Raw genomic sequence first — 21607 nt, 5'->3', positions numbered from 1 at the left:
TCGACCCGTGAGGAGACCGGTATGGACGCGCGATTCTGGGACGACAGGTACGGCAGCCGGGAACGGCTGTTCAGCGGCGAGCCCAACGGCGTCCTCGTCGCCGAGCTGGACGACCTCACACCCGGGCGGGCCCTCGACGTGGGGTGCGGCGAGGGCGGCGACGCCCTCTGGCTGGCCCGACGGGGCTGGAGGGTCACCGGGGTCGACATCTCGCGGGTGGCCCTCGAGCGCGCCGCCGCCCAGGGCGCCGACGTCCGCGAGCGGCTCTCGTGGCAACACGGGGACCTGACCACCGCCCCGCCCCCGCCGGGCCGCTTCGACCTGGTCACCGTGCACTACTTCCCGCTCCCCCGCGCACCCGAGCACACCGCCCTGCGCGCCCTGCTGGCCTCCGTCGCCCCCGGAGGCACCCTCCTGTTCGTCGGGCACGACATCACCCCGTTGCCCGAGCGGCTGGAGGACGGGCACGTTCCCGCCGACTACTACCAGCCCGCCGAGGTGGCCGGGCTCCTGGACGACGACTGGACCGTCACCGTCAACGAGACCCGGGCCCGGGTGGCCCCCGCTCCCCCGGGCTCGCACCACACCCACGACACCGTGCTGCGCGCCCATCGCGCACGGCCCTGACCTGGGAAGGGGTGGCGGCGCGGCGGGGGTCGGGGTAACGTGGGACACGGCGCGGTCCCGCGCCCAACCTCCGGCCCCGGCGCCCACGCCGTCGGCCTCGCGGAGGCAAAGGGGGCCCTGGAGCACTCGGGACGCCGGTGTGACGTGTGAGCCCTTCCGGCGGGCGACGGGGGCGTGGGCTCCGCCGTGTGCCGCCGAGGAGCCGTCATGACCCGCCAGAAGTCCTTCAAGCAGACCGTGCGCGACCGCATGGAAAAGACCGGCGAGAGCTACACCGCCGCCCGGGCACAGCTGCTCCCCGAGAGCGAGCCCGCGCCCGACAGCGCCGCCGCCCCGGGGACGGGCGCCGCGACCATCCGCGACCGCGTCCGCGGGCACAAGGTCGCCGAAGCCACCGGCCGCGACTACGAGGGCTGGTTCGCCCTGTTGGACGCCTGGGGCGCCACCTCGCGCACCCACACCGAGATCGCCGCGTGGTTGGTCGACGAGCAGGGCGTGCCGGGCTGGTGGGCGCAGACCGTCACGGTCGCCTACGAGCAGGAGCGCGGCCTGCGCGTACCCGGACAGAAGAAGGACGGTTTCGCGGTCAGCGCCAGCAAGACCGTGGACGTCCCGGTGGAGCGGTTGTTCGCGGCCTTCGCCGACCCGGACCTGCGCGCTCGCTGGCTGCCGGTCGAGGCCGCCGAGCGCACCGCCAAGCCGGGCAAACGCTTCACCGCCGACCTGCCCGAGGACACGCGCGTCGCGGTCACCTTCCAGGCCAAGGGCGAGGCGAAGTCGTCGGTGGGGGTCGAGCACACCCGCGTCGCCAGCGCCGAGCGCGCCGCGGAGTGGAAGGCCGACTGGCGTACCTGGCTGTCCGACCTCAAGAAGGTCGCGGAGGACCAGCCCGCTTGAGGCCGACCTAGACCCACGCGTAGGTGTCGTCCGTGGCCGCTGGCAGGGCGGCGTCCGTCACCGGGGCGTGCGGGTCGGGCAGGGCCGCCAGCGCCGCCCCCACCAGGGGGAACAACGGCAGCTCGGCGGTCCTGCGGTGGTCGATCCACTCCACGGCACCGACCTCGTACCCGCCGTCGGCCCGCTCGTCGTACTCCTCCACGGCCAGCACCTCGCGCACCTCGGGCGAGACGTGCAGTCGGTAGAGCAGGTGGAGCTTGCGCGGCGGCGGGGTGGGGCCGGGGCGGCTGACCCGCTGGTCGGCCACCCACAGCAGCTCCGGTGCCGTGGCCTGGTGCGGGTGCAGGTCCAACTCCTCCGCCAGTTCGCGCCGGAGCGCGGCCACCAGGTCCTCACCGGGCTCGACGTTCCCGCCGGGAGGTGTGTAGTGCACCGACCGGGGCCGGTCGCGCCGGATGAGCGCCACCTCGTTCCGGCAGAACACCAGGGCTCCCACCCGGATCTTGACGCGGGAGAAGGGCGGGGGCTCGGAGCTGGCGGAAGTCGACATACGGCCCAGTATCGCGCGGGCGCCCGGGACCGACCTGGCGCGGGGCGTGTCCTGCCCGGGCATCAGGCCACCTGGAACAGCTCTGAACTGGAGTAACGGTTACCCGGTGCTCGCGGTGGGTACGTGGGGCGGACACGCCCTCACGCACCCCCGCGACGGCGACCAACGGAAGACACCGCGCACCGGAGTCCGCGACCGGGCCGACCGTTCGAAGACACCCCCCGGAAGGGCGCTGAGACAGCTGGGTGTTCCCAGCCACGCGGAAGGTTGTGGGAAAGGTGGAAGAGACTCCAAGGACCGGAGGAAGCACACGCGAGGACGTCGAGAGGGTCGCGGAGGACCCGGCACCGGAGGGTGTGGGAACCGAGGCCGTTCCGGCGCCGCGCCGGGAATCCGACGGCGAGTCGGCGAGAAGCGGCGATCCGGACGTCCTGCTCGAAGTCCCGAACCTGCGGGTCGACGAGATCGATCTCGAGGTCGACAACCTGGTCGCCTCCGTCTCGCTCCAGGCCGAGGTACTGGACCTGCTCAAGCTGAAGGTGGGGGCCGACGTCGGACTCGGTCGCGTCCACCTGAACATCAAGGGAGTCGAGGCCGAGGCCCTGCTCAAGGTCAGACTCGACAACGTCAGGGAGATCATCGCCCGGGTCCTCCACACCATCGACACCAACCCGCAGGTCCTGGAACACGTGGCTCGCGGTGTGGAATCCGGTCTCGAAGAGGTGGGCGGTGGCGCGGGTCGTGCCGTCGGAGCACTGGGGGAGGGGGCCGGAGGCGCTGTCAGGGACGTCGGACAGGGTACGGGTCGCGCGGTCGAGGACGTCGGCTCGGGAGCCGGAAGCGCGGTCGAGGACGTTGGTCACGGTGCCGGGAGCGCCGTCGAGGATGTCGGACAGGGCGCTGGTGGCACCGTAGAGGACGTCGGAGACACCGCGCAGGGAGCTGGCTCAGGTGCCGCGCACACGGTCAGCGACGTGCTCCCGGCCACCGGGGACACGGCACACGACGACGGGTCCGGTGCCGAAGAGACGGAGAACCCCGACCCCGACCCGGACATCGAGGACGAGGCGCCCGACGAGGCCGGAGGGGACGAGGGCGTCGACGACCCGCCCGAGGATGTCGGCTCGCTCCCCGCCGACGCGGTGGGGTCCGTGGAGGCCGCGGCGAAGCGGGCGGAGCAGGCCGCGAAGAGCGCGGGAGAGGCCGCGAGGGCCACCGCGAACGTGTTGCGCGACGTCGCGAAGCGGGCCGGTGACACGGTGCGGCGCCCCGGTGGCGGGGCCGACCGGTGAACCGGGGGTGGTCACCGTGAACAACCGGAAGGAACCCGGGTACGACGTGGAGATTCGCGCGTCCGTCACCGCGCGCGAACTGACGTTCCGCGAGGTGCCGCAGGTCGAGTCGAGGTACAGGGGTAGCCCCCGGTCGGAGGGCACGGCGGGCAGCGACCGGTCCGGCGTCCCCAGGCCCGTCGAGACCGGGACCGTCTACGAGGACGTCCGTGTGGACTACCGGCTCGCGGGCCGGGTCCGGCCCGACGAGGACGCGCTCGAGGAGGACTGAGCCGTCCCGGTGGCCCCGCTTCCTGAGCGGGGCCACCGGTGGTCGTGGATGCTCCTATGGATGTCAAGCAGCTTCAGCGAAGTCATCTCTGCCCCGGGATTTCGTCGTGTTCTTCGAGTTCAGCACTTGGAAGACCTCCCGAGCCACATAGCGTTTCAAACACCGCATGATGTCCTTGGTGGCCAACCCCTGGCCGGTGCGCCGCTCAACGTAGGCGCGAGTGCGCTCGTCCCATCGCATCCGAGAGAGCACGATGGTGTGCAACGCGTGATTGGCGGCCCGATCCCCGCCCCGATTGAGCCGATGCCGGTCCCGCCGCCCCGAGGAAGCCGGGATCGGCGCCACCCCGCACAAGTGCGCGAAGGCCGCCTCCGAACCCAAACGGTCGGGGTTATCCCCACACGTGGCCAACAGCTGGCCGGCCACATCAGGACCCACACCCTTGACCTCCAACAACTCCGGGGCAGCTTGACGGGTCAAGGCTTTGAGTCGAACATCCAGCTCCTGGAGCTCCTCATCAAGGGCACCCACACGCTTGCCCAGCCGACGCAGCGCGAACTTGACCGCTGGGACCGGATCGGTCAGGTCAGTGCCCGGGCGCAGCCGGGCGCACCGGGCCGTCAGCTCCTTGACGGGAAGGTCACACAACGCCGCACGCACCTGTTCGGGGGCGGTGACCACCAGTTGGCGGGTCTGGTTGATGGCCTGGGTGCGGGCCTTGACCGCTGAGCGGCGCACCACCCGCAGGGCGCGGATGGCCTCCACGATCCCGTCGCGGGTCTTGGGGGTACCGGTGGCCCGGCCCGAGGCGACCGCGGTGGCCGCGGCGTAGGCGTCGATGGGGTCGGATTTGCCCTTCATCCTGCGCATCTTGCGGTCGGGCCGGTCCACCTCCACCACCGTCAGGCCCGCTCGGGCCAGGTGGCGGGCCAGTTCGGCTCCGTAGGCGCCGGTGCCCTCCACTCCGACCGCCGCCACGGTTCCGAACGATTCCAGCCAGGTCAGGAGCTGGTGGTATCCGGGGCCGGTGGCGTCGAACTCGGCGTCGGCCAGGTGCCGGCCGAGCGGGTCGATGATCGCGGCGTGGTGGGTGTGGCCGTGGGTGTCCACGCCCGCTGTGACATCGAGGGGTTGATCGGTCATGCTGGTACCTGCCGCCTTGTCGCTGATCCCGTTGGGGTGGCACGCGCCGGCCGGGCGGGCGGACAAGACTGTGGTGGGGCTCCTAGACCAAGCTCCTATGAGGTCACGATCGCCCGTCCGGTCGCGTGTAGCGGCCCCTCCGAACGGGCCGACAAATCCCCAACAGGACAGAAAACGTCGGTCAGTCCGTGAGTCAGACCCGTCGGAGAAGCCACTACACATCCTCACAGTCAGTCCAGGACGGCGAAGGCCTCCAGCTCGACGAGGACGTCGGGCTCCCAGAGGTAGTCCACACCGATCAGCGACACGGGCGGCAGCGGCGTGGGCAGGCGCAGTTCCTCCGTGACGTTCTCGATCCCCTTCATGAAGGCGTCGGCCTTCTCGGGCTTCCAGTCGACGGCGAAGAACCGCAGGCGCACGACGTCGTCGAAGGTCGCGCCCGCCGCGGCCAGGCCGCTCGCCGTGTGGCGCAGGACGATCTCGACCTGGCCGGTGAGGTCGCCGGTGGCCAGCCGGTTGGAGTCGCCGTCGCGGGCGATCTGTCCGGCCACGTGCACCTGGCGGCTGCCGGTGCCGATCGCGACGTGGTGGTAGGGGACGGGCTGGAACAGGCCCGCGGGGGAAAGCAGCTGCACGGTCATGGAAGGGTCCCTCCGGTTGGCGTAGGTCAGGTATCTCATGTGTACTAGGTGGCCCAAGGGAACCTCAACGAGACCAGGTATCATGCGCGAAACCCCGACCGGCCAGCCCGCCCCGCAGATCACCGCGGAGCACCGTGAACTCCTCGACCAGATCCTCGACAAGTGGTCGCTCCAGGTGCTCGACCACCTCTGCGAACAGCCCCTGCGCTTCAACGGCCTGCGCCGCGCGATCCCCGTCGTCACCCAGAAGTCCCTCACCGCGACCCTGCGGCGCCTGGAGCGCAACGGGATGGTCGACCGGGTCGTGGTGAGCACTCGCCCCCTGGCCGTGGAGTACCGCATCTCGACCCTGGGCCGAACCCTCCAGGACCTCGTCGACGCGCTCCTGGTCTGGTCCACCGAGACCATGCCTCAGGTGGAGCGGGCCCGGGAGCGCTTCGACGAGCTCGCCTGAGGCCGGAGCGGTCGGCGGGTCACATACGGTCCGCGGCCCATCGCGAGGGGTGCGTCCCGGTCGGAGACCCCGGCCCTTCCCAGCGCCCGAGCGGGGCCCCGGCCCGTCCCGGCGGACGCGCTTGAACCTCGGCGGGCCGGGGCCTCAGTCCAGGTTGAGCCAGACGGCTACGGCGTCGTGCTCGCCCTGGTTGGAGATGCGGTGCGGGGTGGTGGAGGGGTAGGTGATCGAGTCGCCCGGCCGCAGCTCGTAGGTGTCGAACCCGACGTCCACGGTGAGCACCCCGCTCACCACGTTGCCGATCTCGTGGCCCCGGTGGCGCACGTATTCGGCGTTCTGGCTGGAGTAGGAGCCGGGCGGGTACACCGACTCGAAGTAGTTCATGCCCGGGACCGGGCCCGGTGTCAGACGCCGGTAGCGCACACCGTGGCCGAGTTCGAGGGTGGCCGCCTCGTCCCGCCTGGTCACGGAAACCGGGCCCACGGCTGCGTCGCCGTCCGGCTCCCAGCGCGGACCAGGAGCCTCCCCCATGGGTGTCGTGTACGCGTCGGGCGCCGCCGGTGCGCTGGTCTCGGGGCCGAACACCGCCGCCATGGGCACGTTGAGCTCGCCCATGATCTGGTACAGCCGGGTCACCGAGGGCCGCATCTTGCCGCGTTCGATCTGGGACAGCGCGCTCGCGCTGATCTCCAGCCGGCCGGACAGCTCGCGCAGGGACAGGCCGCGCGCGGTGCGCAGTTCGCGGACGCGTTCGCCGATCCTTCGTTCGTCGAACCGTGGGGGCGCGGGGTTCCCGATGAAGTCAGCCATGGCGAGTTCAGTATAGATGCCGGTCTTGTGAAGTCATCGCTTTAACGATATTGAAGTAATAGCTTCAAATGTGGGCGGGGTCACTCTTCCCTGTCACGGCTCACGAAGGGACCGCATGCGCCTCCTGATCGTCAACGTCAACACCTCGACGGCCATCACCCGCGCCCTGGCCGACCAGGCCCGCGCCGTCGCCCGACCCGGAACCGAGGTCGAGGCCCTCACCCCGCACTTTGGCCCCGAGTCCGTCGAGGGGAACTTCGAGAGCCACCTGGCCGCCGTCGCCGTCATGGACCGCGTCATGACCTACGACCGCCCCTACGACGCCGTCATCCAGGCGGGGTTCGGCGACCACGGCAAGGAGGGGCTCCAGGAACTGTGCCCCACCCCCGTCATCGACATCACCGAGGCCGCGGCGCACACCGCCTGCCTGATCGGCCACCGCTACTCCGTGGTCACCAGCCTCGACCGCACCGTGCCCATGATCAGAGACCGCCTCACCCTGGCCGGACTCCACACCCGCTGCGCCTCGGTGCGGGCCAGCGGTCTGGGCGTGCTCGAACTGGAACGCGACCCCGAGGCCGCCGCCCGCGCCGTCGCCGACCAGGCCAGAGCCGCCGTGGAACAGGACGGCGCCGAGGTCGTCGTCCTGGGGTGCGGCGGCATGGCCGGAATGGCCCTCACCCCCGACGACACCGCGGGAGCCCCGGTCGTCGACGGCCTGACCAGCGCCGTGGCGCTAGCGGAGTCGCTGGTCGGCCTCGGACTCTCCACCAGCCGGGTCCGCACCTTCGCCGAGCCCCGCCCCAAGTCCGTCACCCACTGGCCCCTGAGCCCCGCGCTCGACGCGCCCCACCACCCCTGACACCCTCGCCGGAGGAGCCCAGGTCCATGCAGACCCCCACCCCCCGTCAGAGCGCCCCCGCCCCCACCAACCACCTGCTCGAAGAGTCGATCCTGCCCACCTGGCTCAACCAGCGCCCCGTCTCGCTGCTGGGCTTTGTCTGGATGTGGGTGGCCCTGGCGATCGTCATCGTCACCTTCCAGTACGGCGCCAACGGCGTCGAGGGCGGTCTTTCCCTGCCCGTGGTGATGCTCGTCGTCCTCGCCGCCACCGCGGCCCTGGCCGTGGTCATGACCCTCACCGCCGACATCGGCACCGAGCACGGCCTGTCGTTCGCCGTCTACCTGCGGGCCCCCTTCGGTACCGTCGGCACCCACGTCCCCTCGGTCTCACGCGGCGTGGTGGCCGCCTGTTGGTTCGGCATCCAGACCTACATCGGCGCCCTCGCCATCAACGGCCTGGTCGAGTACTGGACCGGTTTCGCGTCATGGCCGCTCTGGTACGCCCTGTTCCTGGTCGCGCAGGTCGCCAACGCGGCCCTGGGGATCAAGGCGATCGAACGCCTGGCCTCCTTCGCCGCCCCGTGCATCCTGGCCATCTCGATCTGGATGTACTACACACTGGACGGCCTCGCCGACCTGGAGGGCACCAACATCTGGACCTTCGCCTCCGGCGGGGACCTCTCCCTGGTGGCGTTCTTCCTGGTCAACATGGTGGTCTGGGCGCCGCTGGCGGTGGACATCCCGAGTATCACCCGCTTCGTGCGCACCGTTCCCGGCGAACGCCGGTTCCTGCGCCGCAACCGCGCCGTCCTCACCGCCCACTTCGCGGCGCTGCCGCTCATGCAGGCCTGGATCTCCTTCATCGGCGCGGTGTCCTTCATCGTCACCGGTGACTGGAACCCCGTCGACGTCATCCAGGGGCAGAGCACAGGTGTCGTCCTCGGCGTCCTGCTCCTGATGATCGTCCTGGCCCAGTGGTCCACCAACACCGCGGCCAACGTGGTGCCCGCCGCCCTGAACTTCGTCAACGCCGCCGCACCGCACCTGTCCTACCGGTGGGGGGTGGTGCTGGCCGGGGTGGTCGGCACCGCCGTCATGCCCTGGCTGCTGCTGGACAACCTGTTCACCTTCCTCAGCTACTACGGCGGGTTCATCGCGGCCATCGCCGGGATCATGGTCTGCGACTACTACGTGCTGCGGCGCCGTCGCCTGAACGTGCCCGCGCTGTACGACCCGCACGGACAGTACCGGTACGCGCGCGGGCGCAACCCGGCGGCGCTGACCGCCTGGCTCGGCGCATCGGTCGCGGCCCTGCTGCAACCGGACTACGCGTACGTCATCGGCTTCCCGGTGGCCTTCGTGACCTACCTGGTGCTCATGCGCGCGTGGGTCCTGCGCCGCCACCCGCAGGCCGAGATCGACGACCCCGGCGACGCCTACCTGGCCACCAGCGTGGGCCGCAGCTGGGTCCACGACCCCGAATCGGGCACCTTCCACCGACTCACCGAGGGCGAGCTGCCAGGCCAGGGCCACCGCACCGACATCTGACCCCCGCCACCCCCGTGAGGACCCCCATGAGCGACACCGCGCACCCACCGTCCGCCGACTCCGAGGTCGGCCCCGACGGCACCGACCTGACCGTCCACTCCCCCGATCCGTCGCTGCACAACGACGACCTCGCACCCGTCACCAGGCGCGGGCGCAGCTAGGACGCCTTCGAGATCTTCAACTAGCTCCAGTGAGGAATCCCGATCGTTCACGGACGGGAGGAATCGCTCCGCTCTCTGGCCCGTGCGGGTCGACCGCCATAGGGTTCGCGGGAAGTTTTGCGGGTCCGCCCCCACCACCATGGTGGTTTCGTTAACGTGTTCGATCATGAAGATCGTTACACAGGTGAAGCTGCTCCCCGACGCCGCCCAGGAGGCGGCGCTGTGGGAGACGCTGAAGCTGTGCAACCAGGCGGCCAACCACACCTCCCGCCGCGCCCACGAAAGCGGAGTGAAGGCCAAGGCGCCGTTGCAGCGCCTGCTCTATGCCGAGCTGAAGTCGATGGGCCTGTTCGCGCAACCGGCGATCCACTGCGTACGCAAGGTCGCCGGGGCCTACGCCACCGTGAAGACCCACCTCAAGGCCGACAACCACGGACCCGAGGGGTCCAAGCGCCGCACCCGGGTGGAGAACACCCCGGTGCGGTTCCGCAAGGACGCCGCCCAACCCTTCGATGACCGGTCCCTGTCCTACAACTGGACGCGCGCACCATCTCGATCTGGACCGTTCAGGGGCGGATGAAGGGTGTGCCGTTCACCGGCTCCCCAGACCAGTTGACGATGCTTGCCAAGTTTCGGCAGGGTGAGTCCGACCTGGTCCGACGCGGTGACAACTGGTACTTGTACGCCACCTGTGAGGTGCCCGTAGCCGAGGAGTACACCCCCGAGGGGTTCGTCGGTGTCGACCTCGGGATCGCCAATATCGCCACTACCTCGGACGGCACCGTCTACTCCGGCAAGCAGCTCAACCACGTCCGCCACCGCCACCGTCATCTGCGCAAGCGCCTGCAGCCCAAGGGCACCAAGTCCGCCAAGCGTGTGCTGCGCCGCCTCTCGGGCCGTGAGAGGCGGTTCGCCGCCGATACCAATCACCGCATCACCAAGCGGATCGTGACCGAGGCTCAACGCACCTGTCGCGGTATCGCCCTGGAAGATCTGGGCGGAATTCGTTACAGGGTCCGGCTACGCAAGCCCCAGCGGGTCACGCTGCACTCCTGGTCCTTCGCCCAGCTCGGCTCCTACATCGCCTACAAGGCGAAACGGGCCGGGGTGCCGGTGGTCTACGTCGATCCGGCCTACACCTCGCAGGGGTGCAGTGAGTGCGACCACATCGACAAGAAGAACCGGGCCGACCAGGCCACCTTCCAGTGCACGTCGTGCGGCTTCGCTGAGCACGCCGACGTCAACGCAGGCCGTAACATCGCCCAACGTGGTGTTGCGGTCTGGGCAGTGAGTCACGCTGCCGACGACGCGGACTAGCATTCACCATCCAGGTGTGGGCTCGAGCTGCAAGCTCGGTCCTTCAGGACCGAGAAGCTGACCGTCTGGACTAACGACATCCAGAGCCTGTTCGGCTGCACCCTGGCCGTCACGCTCTTCATCTCCTACGGGCCCAACGGCTGGGCGGGCTTCGCCGGGATCATCGTGATGGTCATGTGCGACCCAGCGTGCGCTATAGCACCCCCTACGCCGTCATCGCCCGCGCCCGCGAGGCCGTGCCCGTCACTTCCTGCCCCTCCCCTCCCCCGCCCCCACCCTGCGGCACCCGAGCACACACGGGGCCCGCCTTCGGAAGTTCTCCGACGGCGGGCCCCACCTGCTCGTTCAGGGACGTTAACGGCCCAGGTAGGCGCGCAGGTGCCGGGCGGTGAGGGTCTCCCCCTTCTCCACGAGCTCCGCCGGGGTGCCCTCGAACACCACCCGACCGCCGTCGTGCCCGGCCCCGGGGCCGAGGTCGATGAGGTGGTCCGCGTGGGCCATCACCGCCTGGTGGTGCTCGATCACCACCACCGTGTTCCCGTCCTCGACCAGGCGGTCCATCAGCGCGAGGAGGCGGTCCACGTCGGCCAGGTGCAGGCCGGTGGTGGGTTCGTCCAGGACGTACACGGCGCCCTTCCTGGCCATGGAGATGGCCAGCTTGAGCCGCTGGCGCTCGCCGCCGGACAGGGTCGTGAGCGGCTGCCCCAGGCCCAGGTACCCCAGGCCGACGTCGTGCATCCGGTCCAGGATCACGCGGGCGTTGCCCGAGGCGAAGAAGTCGCGGGCCTCCACGACGGACATCGCCAGGACCTGGCTGATGTCCTTCCCCCGCAGCTTGTGTTCGAGCACCTCGGCCTTGAACCGGCGCCCCTCGCACTTCTCGCAGGTGGTGGCCACACCCGCCATCATGGCCAGGTCGGTGTAGATCACCCCGGCGCCCTTGCACTCGGGGCACGCCCCCTCGGAGTTCGCGCTGAACAGGGACGACTTCACCTTGTTGGCGCGGGCGAAGGCGGTGCGGATCGGGTCCAGCAGCCCGGTGTAGGTGGCCGGGTTGGAGCGGCGCGACCCGCGGATCGCGGACTGGTCGACGACCACCACGCCCTCCCGGCCGGGCAGGGCCCCGTGGATGAGCGAGCTCTTGCCCGAGCCCGCCACCCCGGTGACGACCGTGAGGACGCCCAGTGGAACGTCCACGGACACGTCCCGGAGGTTGTGGGTACTGGCGCCTCGGATGGGGAGGCTCCCCTTCGGGGTCCGCGCCCGTTCGCGGAGGGCGACCCGGTGGTCCAGGTGGCGCCCGGTGAGGGTGCCCGAGGCCCGCAGCCCGGCCACGTCGCCGCTGTAGGTGACGGTGCCGCCGGTGGGTCCGGCGCCCGGCCCCAGGTCCACGACGTGGTCGGCGATGGCGATGGTCTCGGGCTTGTGCTCGACCACCAGCACGGTGTTGCCCTTGTCGCGCAGGCCCAGCAGCAGGTGGTTCATCCTCTCGATGTCGTGCGGGTGCAGCCCCACGGTGGGCTCGTCGAACACGTAGGTGACGTCGCTGAGGCTGGAGCCCAGGTGGCGGACCATCTTGACCCGCTGGGCCTCGCCGCCGGAGAGCGTCCCCGACTCGCGGTCCAGGCTCAGGTACCCGAGCCCGACCTCCACCAGCGAGTCCAGGGTGTGCCCGAGGGTGTCAGCGAGCGGCTTCACCGAGGGCTCGTCGATCGCGTGGACGAACTCCGCCAGGTCGCTGATCTGCATGGACGCGCATTCGGTGATCGTGCGTCCGTTGACCTTGACCTCCCTCGCCGCGGCGTTGAGCCGGGTGCCCGCGCACTCGGGACAGGTCGAGAAGACCACGGCCCGGTCCACGAACGCGCGGATGCCGCTCTGCATCTTCTCGCGCTCCTTGGTGAGGTAGGTGCGCTTGATCTTGGGGACCAGACCCTCGTAGGTCAGGTTGCTGGTGCCCACCCTCACCTTGGTCACGGGGTGGCGCAGGAAGGTGTCCCACTCCCGCTCGTCGTAGTCGCGGAGCTTCTTGTCGGGGTCGAGCAGGCCCGAGGTGGCGAAGATCTGCCAGTACCAGTTGTCCACGGCGAACCCCGGGACGGTGATGGCGCCCTCGTTCAGGGACAGGTCCCGGTCGTAGAGCTCTTCCAGGTCGATCTGGTTGGTGCGGCCCAACCCCTCGCACTCGGGGCACATGCCCTCGGAGTTGTTGAAGCTGAAGGCGCTGGCGGGCTCCAGACGGGGTGTGCCCACCCTGCTGAAGACGATGCGCAGCATGGCGTGGGCGTCGGTGGCGGTGCCCACGGTGGAGCGCGAGTTGGCGCCCATGCGCTCCTGGTCGACGATGATCGCGGCGCTGAGGTTGCGCAGCGCGTCCACGTCGGGGCGGCCCACGCTGGGCATGAAGGACTGGAGGAAGGCGGTGTAGGTCTCGTTGATCAGCCGCTGCGACTCGGCGGCGATGGTGCCGAACACGAGTGAGGACTTCCCCGATCCGGAGAGCCCGGTGAACACGCTCAGCCTTCGCTTGGGCAGGTCCACGGAGACGTTGTCGAGGTTGTTCTCCCTGGCCCCTCGGACCTGGATGGTGTCGTGGGAGTCCGCCAGGGTGGTGGGTTCGGAAGACAAGCTGCTCCTCAGGGTCCTCGGGAAACCTTATGCGGTAAACTAACGGCCCGCGAACGTTAGTTTATTCCATAAGGAGATGCAAGTGGTTGTCTACGCCGGGCAGGGAGACCCCCGTCGCTCCATGCGGCTGCTGTGGCGCGACCACGAGCCGGTCGAACGCTCCGGACCCGGGCCACGGGCCCAGCTCAGCGTGGATCTGGTGGTGGAGACCGCCATCGAGGTCGCCGACGCCGAGGGCCTCCAGGCCCTGTCCATGCGGGCCGTGGGAGAACGGCTCGGACGCACCGCCATGTCGCTGTACACCTACGTGGCCAGCAAGAACGAGCTCGTCGACCTCATGTACGACCACGCCTTCGCCGAGCTGGTCCGCGAGTGGGAGGAGAACCGCGAACCCTCCGAGCCGAGGGTAGGGGGCGCCACCGACACGACGGGGTGGCGCGCGGAGGTCCTGGCCTGGAGCGGTCGACTGTGGGCCTTCTACCTGCGCCATCCCTGGACCCTGGAGATCTCCCAGGCCCGCCCTGTCCTGGGCCCCAACGAGTACCGGCTCTTCGAGGCCCTGGCCGCGGTCCTGCACGCCGCGGGGCTCCCCGCCCGGGCCATTGGCGACGCCTACGGGAGCGTCCTCAACCTGGCCCGCGGCATGGTCCGCACCGCGGCCGAGGCCCGCCAGGCCGAGGCGGTCACCGGGCAGCCCGAGGACCAGTGGTGGTTCGCCCGCAGCGCTCAGCTCGAGGAGGTCTCCGAGGACTTCGCCGAACGCTTCCCGGTCCTCACCCTCATGACCGGGGCCGGGGCCTTCGAGAACGCCGATCCGGGCGAGCCCTACCTGGAGCAGGAGGCGTGGGAGTCCTTCCAGTTCGGCCTGGGGGCGCTCCTGGACGGGGTGCAGCGACGCATCGACGCCGTCGCGGAGGGGTCGGCGTGAGCGCTCACGCCGACCTTCTCGCCCCCTGGGACCCCCTGGCACCCGACGAGGTCGCTCTCGCGCTGGACGGCGTGGCCGCCCCCTGGTGGATCGCGGGCGGGCACGCCGTCGCGTTCGCCGTGGGACACCCCTTCCGCGAGCACGCCGACACCGACGTGGGGCTGCTCCGCCGCGACCAGCACACGATCCGGGCGGCCTGGCCCGACTGGGAGTGGTGGGCGGCCGACCCGCCCGGCACGCTACGCCCCTGGCCTGCGGAGGAGACCCTGCCCGCAAGCGTCCACGACCTCTGGTGCCGCCCCGGCCCCACCGCTCCCTGGCGGCTCCAGGCCATGCTGGACGACTCCGAGGGCGAGCGCTGGGTCTTCCGCCGGGACACCCGGATCACCCTTCCCCTCACCCGGTTGGTCCGGCGCGCACCGGAGGGGCCGCCCTACCTGGCCCCTGAGGTACAGCTCCTCTACAAGGCCTCGGCGCGGCGCCCCAAGGACGAGCTCGACCTCACGGCCGCGCTGCCCGTGCTGGACGCCCGCCAGCGCCGGTGGCTGACGGCCGCGCTGGCCCGGGTCCACGGGGTCCATCACCCGTGGCTGCCACGGGTGAATCCGCGGAGCCCCTGAGAGAACGGGGCCCGGTCAGATCCAGCCCAGCAGGTAGAGCACCAGCACCGTCAGCGCGGCCGAGAGCAACAGGGAGGTCACACAGCCCAGACGGCTGCTGTAGAAGAAGAACACGCACGCCTCCTCACGTGGTCGGTCGGCCACCAGTATCCCGCCCGCCGCCGCGCCGGAGGCACCGAGGGGAGGGTGCGGCCCCGCTCGAACGAGGCCGGGTCAGGCGGGGCGGGCGAAGGTGATGATCTCCATGCTGGCGTCCGTGAGCGGTTCGCGGTCCCAGTATCCGTACTGCGCGGTCACCGTGAACCCGGCCTCCTCCAGGAAGCCGTTGAGGCGGGCCGCGTCCAGGAACCGTAGCGTGCTCCGGCTGACCACGGGTTCGGGCCACCCGTCGACGCTGTAGTCGGAGGTGAAGGTGACCAGCTCGCCGTCCACTTCGCGCAGCCGGTGTACGCAGGTCGCGTCCCGACCGTCCGGGCCCCGCACGGTGCGCGAGCGTTCGGGCGACCAGGCCTCCCAGGCGCGGACGGCGGGGTTACGGGTCTCGAACACGAACCGTCCCCCGGCGGTGAGCGCCCTGCGGACGGCGGCCAGGTTGGCGCGCACCTCCTCGTCGGTGACGAACACCTGGAAGGCGTGCCCGGACATGATGACCAGGTCGAACTCGTCCTCGAACGGGCCGCTCGCCTCGTCGTCGTAGGGCCCGGCGACCAGGTCGCCGAGAGTCCACTCGACGTCGTCGCGGTCCCGGCGGCCCACCTCCAGCATGGCGTCCGCCGGGTCCAGGCCCACGAGTCGGCCGGTGTGTCCACGCTCGCGCGCCACCCGCTGGATCTTTCCGGTGCCGCAGCCCACGTCCAGCACGGACCGGGCCTCCATCACCAGGCCGAGGTAGAAGTCGTCCTGCGGCGAGCTCTGCCAGTTGCTGAAGTGATCGTAGAGCTCGGCGAGGTCCGGGGAGGAGAAGTGTCGATCGACCATCCGCCCATTGTCGAAGCGCGATCGCCCGTCGGCAAAGGGTTTTCTGCCGAACGCGGGCGACAGGTTCGGACGATGATCGCTCAGGTGCACGGAGAAGGAACTCCGCTCTTCATGGTCCACGGGTTCGGTGTCGACCACCGAATCCTGCTCCCGCTCGAGGACATGCTCCGAGGGCAGGCCTGGAAAAGGATCTACCTTCCCCTCACCCGGTTGGTCCGGCGCGCACCGGAGGGGCCGCCCTACCTGGCCCCTGACGTACAGCTCCTCTACAAGGCCTCGGCGCGCCATGGGCGGAAGGCTCCGTCGACAGCGGGGAGCGGACTCCGCGGGAGGGGCGCTCCTCCGTGACCGGCTCGAGCGGATCGGCGCGTCCCGTTGACCGGGCCGTGAACGGTCGCCCGGTGACCGACTCGCGTTCGAACACCCGACCCGAGGCACATCCGACGCGACGCGCGCGGTCGTCGCGGCCCCGCGAACCGCTCACGGCGAACACGGTTGCCGACAAGACATCGACTCGGGCACTGTGGCCGTCATGACCCCTACTTCTGGTTCCGCTCCCCCAGAGCCCTTCTCCGTCGCCCACCTGAGCGACCCGCACATCTCGTTGGAGGACCCGGAGTCGTCCGCCGTCACCGGGCTGGCCCTGGCGATCAACAGGGTGCTGGCCCTGAGACCGCACCCGACCTGCGTGGTCATCACGGGCGACCTGACCGACACCGCGCACCCAGTGGAGTACGGCGCCCTGCGTGCGATCATCGCGGGGTTCCCGATCCCCGTGCACGTGGCGACCGGCAACCACGACGACCACCAGAACCTGATCTCCGCCTTCAAGGGAGGTGTCCAACTCGGCGGCGGCGACAGCTGCCACTACCTGGTGGAGTACCCCGGCTTCACGCTCGTGGTCCTGGACTCGCTCGTGCCGGGCGCGGCGGGAGGGTTCCTCGGGACCGACCAGCTGAACTGGTTGGACGCGGCCCTGGAGAAGCGTCCCGACGTCCCGGCCCTCGTGTGCGTGCATCACCCACCAGTGCCCGTCGGCATGCCCTTCGCCGACGGCATGCGGCTCGACGACGGTCCGGCTCTGGAGGAGGTGGTGGCCCGTCACCCGAACGTGGTTCGGGTCCTGGCCGGGCACGTGCACCGGCCGACCGTCACCGGGTTCGGTGGAAGCATCCTCGCCACGGCGCCCAGCACCCACCAGCAGAGCCGCCTGAAAATGGAAGGGGAGGGCCCGATGGGATTCACGGAGGAACCCACCGCGTTTCTGCTGCACCAGGAGACCGAGCACGGATGGGTGACCCACACCGTGCAGGTCAGCCACTCAGAGGGTGTCCCCGACCTCTCCTCCTGAGGCTCTCCGCTGGCCCCCGGCAGGGGCGGGTCTTCCTCTGGCCCGCTCCGGCCGGGAGCCGACCCGCGCACCGGCCGTCCACAGCCCGCTCCGCGCACTTTCGCTCCTGCTTCGCGCGACCTAGCCTGGGGGCATGACCCCTCACCCCGATACTCCCCGGCCCGAGCACCCCTTCGACGTCGACGCCTTCCTGTCCCGGCCCCTGGTGGCGCGTGTGGCCACGGTCAACGCCTCCGGGGCACCCACCGTTCGTCCGGTGTGGTTCCTGTGGGAGGAGGGCGTGCTGTGGTGGATCACCGGGGAGTACGCCGTGATGTCCCGCCACCTGGAGAAGGACCCCCGGGTGGCCGTGGTGGTGGACACCTGCGACCTGGAACGGCAGGAGTTCCTCCAGGTGATCATGCGCGGTGAGGCGCGGGTGGTGCCCTTCGACCCGGTTTTGAGCAGACGCAAGCTGGCCCGGTACCTGGGCGACGACGAGAGCGGGTGGCACCGGGACTTCCGGTACTACGCCGACGACGCCCGGCTGGTCCGCTTCGTGCCCGAGCGCACCGTGGTCAAGGACCTGTCCAAGTCCTTCGCCTGACCCGGGGGGCGGCGCGGCACCGGCCACGCCGTCCCCGGTGCCTGCCAGGGCCGGGGCCCGCGGGAGCTACTCCCCCGTGGTCCCGTCGACGCGTTCACGGATGAGGTCCGCGTGCCCGTTGTGGCGGGCGTACTCCTCGATCATGTGCACCAGTATCCACCGGAGGGAGATGTCCTCCCCGTGGCGTTTCGCCCTGCCCACGGTGTCTAGCGAGAGTCCGGCAGCGGCCTTCCGGGCGTTGTCGATCTCCGACCGCCACACGGCGAAGGCCTCCTCGACCGAGGCGTCGTCGGTGCCGAGGAAGTCGCCGTCCCTGTCGTCGGCGGACTTGATCGGAGAGTGGTAGTCCTCTCCGGCCAGGACCACGCGGAACCACATGTGCTCCACGTAGGCCATGTGCCGCACCAGCCCCAGCAGGGACAGGGGTGAGGGCGGGGTGGAGCGTTCGCGCAGCTGTTCGTCGGTGAGCCCCTGGCACTTGACGGCGAGGGTCTCCCGATGCCAGTCCAGCCAGGAGTCGAGCATGGTGCGTTCGTCGGCGGACGGGGGCGGGTCGATGCGGGGATCACTCATGGACCGCGACTCTAGACCCGGCCCGCCGCCCCGGCAACGCGCGATGTCCCGCACCGGCCGTCGCGCCCCCGACGCAGGGAGGCCGCCCCCGGGGGGGCTCGGGACCCCACCGTGCGGGGTCCGTCCCGCACGTGTACCGCGAGCCCCCGGGCGTCTCCGGTGAGGGAGCGAGCGGCGCCCGAAGGCCGGCGGCCCGCTTGGGGCCTCCTCACGCGGGGGTCAGCGGCTCCGGAGGGGACCACGACACCGCGCTCATACCGACGGGGACCAGGGCGTTCGCCGGAATCAGGCGGAAGGCGGCGTTGCGTACCCGCTGACGCCAGCCGCCGCCGAGGTCGGCCCCCACCCGTGCGACGAGACGAGCCTGGCGGGCGATGGCCCGGCACCGGGGACGGCGCAGGGCGTCGAACTCGGCGAGGGCGCGCCCCAGGTCCCCCTCCCGGGCGGGCCCGGCCAACCGGGCCAGCACGGCACCGTCCTCCAGGGCGGTGGCGGCGCCCTGCCCCATGGTCGGCAGCGCACCGTGGGCGGCGTCCCCCACCAGCACCACCCGCCCCCGGTGGTAGCGGCGCGGCCCCCGCACCAGGTGGTGGACGTCGTGCCGCATGAGCTGGTCGGGCGCGGTGGACTCGATGAGCGAGACCACTCCGGGCGCCCAGCCCGCGAAGTGGGCCCGTGCGGTGGCGAGCTCGTCGTCGAAGACGCTCCCCTCGGGCTGGCGCTCGTACCCGTACCAGTACACGAGGTCGGCGCTGACCCGCATCACCCCGAACTCCGCGCCCGGCCCCCAGTACTCGACGAGGCGCCCATCCATCCCGGTGCCTTCCAGCGCCCCGACGGGAACCAGGGCCCGCCAGCTGGTGCTACCGCTGTACCGGGGCCGCACCTCGGGGTGGAGTGCGGTGCGCACCGCACTCCACATGCCGTCCGCGCCCACGACGAGATCCGACTCGTCCCGGTGGTCGACGGTGTCCCGCCGCCAGTGGACCACGGCGGGCGGGCCTTCGGGGCGGCCCCTCTCCACGTGTGTCACCCGAGCCCCGTCCACGCGCTCCACTCCGGTGTCGCGGGCCGCCCGACTCAGGAGGGCGTGCAACCGCTGGCGGTGGAACCCCCAGACGGTCACGGCCCGGCGCACCCGGGGGTCGTCGGCGGGGATGGTCAGCACACGGCGGCCGAGGGTGTCCACGAACCCGGTCCCCACGGTGCGATGGCCCGCCTCGTCCACCCGCTCCTCCCCGATCCCCAGCGCGCCCAGGGCGGTCACGCCGTTGCGGGGCAGGGCCAGGCCCGACCCCACCTCGCCCCCTTCGGGGCGGCGCTCCAGCACCCGGACCCGCCAGCCCGCCCGGGCCAGACCCACCGCCGAGGCCAGACCGGAAAGGCCTCCGCCGACGACCGTGACTGTGCGATCCCGCATGGCACTCCCACTCCTCGTCCCGGGCGGCGGTCGACCGCCACCCATTTCAATACGATGGTAGTGGTATCGCTCCGCGCCCTATAATCGCCCCATGCCCCGCCCCAACCCGCACCGCCGCCGAGCCCTGGCGGACGCGGCCGTCACCCTTCTGGCGCAGCGGGGGGCGCACGGGCTCACCCACCGTTCCGTCGAAGCCCGCGCGGACGTGCCCGCAGGCACCGCCACCAACTACTTCCGCAGCCGCGAGGGCCTGCTCGTCGCGGCCGCCGAGCGGATCGTGGAGCTCCACGTGGCCGAGGCGGAGCGCGCCACGGGCGAGGTGGTCTCCGATCCCGACCGGGTCGCGCCCTCCGGTCCGGGCCGCGCCGAGGCCACCGTCCACACGATGGTGGACCTGCTCTCGGCCTCCCTGTGGACGGCCGCCACCGCCCTGCGCGACCGCTACCTGGCCGTCTTCGAACTCCAGATGGAGGCCCGGCGCAGCCCCCGGTTGGCGGCCGTCCTCGGCCGCCTGGAGGAGGCCACCTACTCCAGCACCGTCCGACTGCACGAGGACCTCGGCACCCTGGCCACGAAGGACACCGTCGCCACGCTCGGCGCGCTGTACGCGGGCGCCCTGTTCACACTGGTCACACGCCCCGTCGAGCAGGTGGACCGCGCCGCCGTGCGCGCCCTGGTCGAGGCGATGGTGCGCGGGGCCTTCGCACGCGCCTGACCGTTTCCGGCCACGCGCAGGGAAAAAGGGTCGGAAACCGGTGGTTTCCGGGCCCAAAGACCTGAGTGGGAGCGATTCCAGAGGACTTAGGATCACGGCCATGGACACACGTGAACTCGGTACCGTCGGCCGTGTCGGAACCGTCGGATTCGGTGCCTGGCAGATCGGCTCCGCCTGGGGCGAGGTCAGCGAGGCGGACGCCATGGGCGCCCTGAACGCCGCGGTGGAGGGGGGAGTCACCTTCGTCGACACCGCCGACGTCTACGGTGACGGGCTCAGCGAACGGCGGATCGGCCGACTCCTGAGGGACCACCCCCACCTGACCGTGGCCACCAAGATGGGCCGCCGGATGGCCCAGGACCCGGCCCACTACAACTCCGGCAACCTCCGGGCCTGGAACGACGACTCCCGGCGCAACCTCGGGGTGGACACCGTCGACCTGGTCCAACTGCACTGCCCGCCCTCGGCGGTCATCGCCAGCGACGCCGTCTTCGACGACCTGGACGCCATGGTGGACGAGGGGCGCATGCGCGCCTACGGAGTGTCGGTGGAGACCTGTGACCAGGCCCTGGCTGCCATCGAACGGCCGAACACGGCCAGCGTGCAGATCATTCTCAACGCCTTCCGCCACAAACCCCTCGAACGGGTCCTACCGGCTGCCAGGGCGGCCGGCGTCGGAATCATCGCGCGGGTTCCGCTGGCCAGCGGCCTGTTGTCGGGCCGGTTCACCGCGGACAGCACCTTCGGCGCGGACGACCACCGCACCTTCAACCGCGACGGCGAGGCCTTCGACCGGGGTGAGACCTTCTCCGGCGTGGACTTCGCCACCGGCTTGGAGGCCGTCGAGCGCCTGCGCCCCCTGGTGCCCGAGGGCGCCACCCTGGCGCAGTTCGCGCTGCGCTGGATTCTCGACCAGGAGGGGGTGAGCGTGGTCATCCCCGGCGCACGTGACGCGGACCAGGCCAGGGCCAACGCGGCCGCCGCGGCCCTGCCGCCGTTGGACGCCAAGGTCCACGAGCAGGTCCGCGAGGTCTACGACGACCTCGTCCGCCCCCGGGTGCACCACCTGTGGTGATCGGCTGAGGGGCGGGCCCGGTGGCACACCGGCACCCCGCCCCGCCCTGTTCCCGTTCCGAGGAGGAGACGCGTCCCCCGACGTCCAGGCCCTGCTCGAAGCGCTGCGCGAGGCTGTCCGCGCCGGTTCCGACAACGCCGCGGAGGACGGCCGGGGTTCGTGGCGTCCGCCCCCGCCGA

The 21607-nt window shown here is 71.0% G+C and carries 23 protein-coding genes and 1 pseudogene; 15 read left to right on the top strand and 9 right to left on the bottom strand.

The genetic code is table 11. From position 1 onward, the window contains the following. Positions 1 to 21 precede the first annotated feature (21 nt). Both ACFYL4_RS09270 and ACFYL4_RS09265 read left to right on the top strand, forming a co-directional pair. Positions 22 to 627 carry a class I SAM-dependent methyltransferase gene (locus tag ACFYL4_RS09270; RefSeq protein ID WP_387517707.1) on the top strand — a complete coding sequence of 202 codons (606 nt, stop codon included), beginning with the start codon at positions 22 to 24 and terminating at the stop codon, positions 625 to 627. Between the two features lie 207 nt (positions 628 to 834). Continuing rightward, entirely contained in the window at positions 835 to 1524 is a 690-nt protein-coding gene (locus ACFYL4_RS09265; protein ID WP_387517705.1) for an SRPBCC domain-containing protein, read from the top strand. A 7-nt stretch (positions 1525 to 1531) separates the two neighbouring features. Here the strand turns inward: ACFYL4_RS09265 and ACFYL4_RS09260 are convergent, their stop codons facing one another. Then, a complete protein-coding gene (locus ACFYL4_RS09260; RefSeq protein WP_387517703.1) occupies positions 1532 to 2074 on the bottom strand; it encodes an NUDIX hydrolase in 543 nt (180 codons plus the stop codon). Positions 2075 to 2352: 278 nt separating this feature from the next. On the opposite strand from ACFYL4_RS09260, the gene ACFYL4_RS09255 reads away from it, so the two are divergent. Together ACFYL4_RS09255 and ACFYL4_RS09250 are read left to right on the top strand one after the other, a co-directional pair. Next, complete coding sequence (locus tag ACFYL4_RS09255) at positions 2353 to 3366, top strand: hypothetical protein (RefSeq protein WP_387517701.1); 1014 nt, start codon at positions 2353 to 2355, stop codon at positions 3364 to 3366. A gap of 16 nt (positions 3367 to 3382) precedes the next feature. Beyond that, positions 3383 to 3637: a hypothetical protein gene (locus tag ACFYL4_RS09250; protein WP_387517699.1), complete on the top strand. Its 255-nt coding sequence runs from the start codon at positions 3383 to 3385 to the stop codon at positions 3635 to 3637. Between the two features lie 63 nt (positions 3638 to 3700). On the opposite strand, the gene ACFYL4_RS09245 is transcribed toward ACFYL4_RS09250, so the two are convergent. After that, positions 3701 to 4846: an IS110 family transposase gene (locus ACFYL4_RS09245; RefSeq protein WP_387517697.1), complete on the bottom strand. Its 1146-nt coding sequence runs from the start codon at positions 4844 to 4846 to the stop codon at positions 3701 to 3703. 164 nt (positions 4847 to 5010) lie between these two features. Continuing rightward, positions 5011 to 5421 carry a RidA family protein gene (locus ACFYL4_RS09240; RefSeq protein ID WP_387517695.1) on the bottom strand — a complete coding sequence of 137 codons (411 nt, stop codon included), beginning with the start codon at positions 5419 to 5421 and terminating at the stop codon, positions 5011 to 5013. 82 nt (positions 5422 to 5503) lie between these two features. On the opposite strand from ACFYL4_RS09240, the gene ACFYL4_RS09235 reads away from it, so the two are divergent. Further along, positions 5504 to 5875 carry a winged helix-turn-helix transcriptional regulator gene (locus ACFYL4_RS09235; protein WP_387517693.1) on the top strand — a complete coding sequence of 124 codons (372 nt, stop codon included), beginning with the start codon at positions 5504 to 5506 and terminating at the stop codon, positions 5873 to 5875. Positions 5876 to 6019: 144 nt separating this feature from the next. On the opposite strand, the gene ACFYL4_RS09230 is transcribed toward ACFYL4_RS09235, so the two are convergent. Further along, positions 6020 to 6685 (bottom strand): helix-turn-helix domain-containing protein, encoded by a 666-nt coding sequence (locus tag ACFYL4_RS09230; RefSeq protein ID WP_387517691.1) that lies wholly within the window; start codon positions 6683 to 6685, stop codon positions 6020 to 6022. Positions 6686 to 6800: 115 nt separating this feature from the next. Between ACFYL4_RS09230 and ACFYL4_RS09225 the strand changes: the two genes are divergently transcribed. The 4 genes and pseudogenes from ACFYL4_RS09225 to ACFYL4_RS09210 all read left to right on the top strand — a co-directional run bounded on the left by ACFYL4_RS09225 (position 6801) and on the right by ACFYL4_RS09210 (position 10554). After that, positions 6801 to 7547 (top strand): aspartate/glutamate racemase family protein, encoded by a 747-nt coding sequence (locus ACFYL4_RS09225; protein WP_387517689.1) that lies wholly within the window; start codon positions 6801 to 6803, stop codon positions 7545 to 7547. Positions 7548 to 7573: 26 nt separating this feature from the next. Further along, a complete protein-coding gene (locus tag ACFYL4_RS09220; RefSeq protein ID WP_387517687.1) occupies positions 7574 to 9076 on the top strand; it encodes an NCS1 family transporter in 1503 nt (500 codons plus the stop codon). 26 nt (positions 9077 to 9102) lie between these two features. Continuing rightward, positions 9103 to 9237: a hypothetical protein gene (locus ACFYL4_RS09215; RefSeq protein ID WP_387517685.1), complete on the top strand. Its 135-nt coding sequence runs from the start codon at positions 9103 to 9105 to the stop codon at positions 9235 to 9237. Positions 9238 to 9403: 166 nt separating this feature from the next. Further along, positions 9404 to 10554, top strand: a pseudogene (locus ACFYL4_RS09210) (RNA-guided endonuclease InsQ/TnpB family protein). Between the two features lie 354 nt (positions 10555 to 10908). On the opposite strand, the gene ACFYL4_RS09205 reads toward ACFYL4_RS09210, so the two are convergent. Next, the gene (locus ACFYL4_RS09205; protein ID WP_387517683.1) at positions 10909 to 13182 is read right to left on the bottom strand and encodes an ATP-binding cassette domain-containing protein; all 2274 of its coding nucleotides are present in this window, start codon (positions 13180 to 13182) and stop codon (positions 10909 to 10911) included. An 82-nt stretch (positions 13183 to 13264) separates the two neighbouring features. Between ACFYL4_RS09205 and ACFYL4_RS09200 the strand changes: the two genes are divergently transcribed. After that, positions 13265 to 14110, top strand: coding sequence for a TetR/AcrR family transcriptional regulator (locus ACFYL4_RS09200; protein ID WP_387517681.1), 846 nt, complete (start codon positions 13265 to 13267; stop codon positions 14108 to 14110). Beyond that, positions 14107 to 14730 carry a nucleotidyltransferase domain-containing protein gene (locus ACFYL4_RS09195; protein WP_387517679.1) on the top strand — a complete coding sequence of 208 codons (624 nt, stop codon included), beginning with the start codon at positions 14107 to 14109 and terminating at the stop codon, positions 14728 to 14730. Before ACFYL4_RS09200 ends, ACFYL4_RS09195 begins: the two co-directional genes overlap by 4 nt. A gap of 15 nt (positions 14731 to 14745) precedes the next feature. Here ACFYL4_RS09195 and ACFYL4_RS09190 read toward each other — a convergent pair whose 3' ends face one another. Beyond that, positions 14746 to 14874, bottom strand: a complete 129-nt coding sequence (locus ACFYL4_RS09190) for a hypothetical protein (RefSeq protein ID WP_357762143.1) — start codon at positions 14872 to 14874, stop codon at positions 14746 to 14748. 69 nt (positions 14875 to 14943) lie between these two features. After that, complete coding sequence (locus tag ACFYL4_RS09185) at positions 14944 to 15708, bottom strand: class I SAM-dependent methyltransferase (RefSeq protein ID WP_387517677.1); 765 nt, start codon at positions 15706 to 15708, stop codon at positions 14944 to 14946. 532 nt (positions 15709 to 16240) lie between these two features. On the opposite strand from ACFYL4_RS09185, the gene ACFYL4_RS09180 reads away from it, so the two are divergent. Together ACFYL4_RS09180 and ACFYL4_RS09175 are read left to right on the top strand one after the other, a co-directional pair. Next, on the top strand, positions 16241 to 17059 hold the full coding sequence (locus ACFYL4_RS09180) for a phosphodiesterase (RefSeq protein WP_357762148.1): 819 nt from the start codon (positions 16241 to 16243) through the stop codon (positions 17057 to 17059). A 133-nt stretch (positions 17060 to 17192) separates the two neighbouring features. Then, the gene (locus tag ACFYL4_RS09175; protein ID WP_357762150.1) at positions 17193 to 17645 is read left to right on the top strand and encodes a pyridoxamine 5'-phosphate oxidase family protein; all 453 of its coding nucleotides are present in this window, start codon (positions 17193 to 17195) and stop codon (positions 17643 to 17645) included. A gap of 66 nt (positions 17646 to 17711) precedes the next feature. Here ACFYL4_RS09175 and ACFYL4_RS09170 read toward each other — a convergent pair whose 3' ends face one another. Continuing rightward, the gene (locus tag ACFYL4_RS09170; RefSeq protein WP_387517674.1) at positions 17712 to 18218 is read right to left on the bottom strand and encodes a DinB family protein; all 507 of its coding nucleotides are present in this window, start codon (positions 18216 to 18218) and stop codon (positions 17712 to 17714) included. Positions 18219 to 18426: 208 nt separating this feature from the next. Continuing rightward, positions 18427 to 19638 (bottom strand): FAD-dependent monooxygenase, encoded by a 1212-nt coding sequence (locus tag ACFYL4_RS09165; protein ID WP_387517672.1) that lies wholly within the window; start codon positions 19636 to 19638, stop codon positions 18427 to 18429. Between the two features lie 91 nt (positions 19639 to 19729). Between ACFYL4_RS09165 and ACFYL4_RS09160 the strand changes: the two genes are divergently transcribed. Both ACFYL4_RS09160 and ACFYL4_RS09155 read left to right on the top strand, forming a co-directional pair. Beyond that, a complete protein-coding gene (locus tag ACFYL4_RS09160) occupies positions 19730 to 20353 on the top strand; it encodes a TetR/AcrR family transcriptional regulator (protein ID WP_387517670.1) in 624 nt (207 codons plus the stop codon). A 100-nt stretch (positions 20354 to 20453) separates the two neighbouring features. Next, positions 20454 to 21428, top strand: coding sequence for an aldo/keto reductase (locus tag ACFYL4_RS09155; RefSeq protein ID WP_357762162.1), 975 nt, complete (start codon positions 20454 to 20456; stop codon positions 21426 to 21428). The last annotated feature ends 179 nt before the right edge of the window (positions 21429 to 21607 follow it).

The organism is Nocardiopsis sp. NPDC006938 (genome assembly GCF_042869555.1).
Lineage (GTDB): Bacteria > Actinomycetota > Actinomycetes > Streptosporangiales > Streptosporangiaceae > Nocardiopsis.
This window is presented reverse-complemented; position numbering and strand designations above follow the sequence as displayed.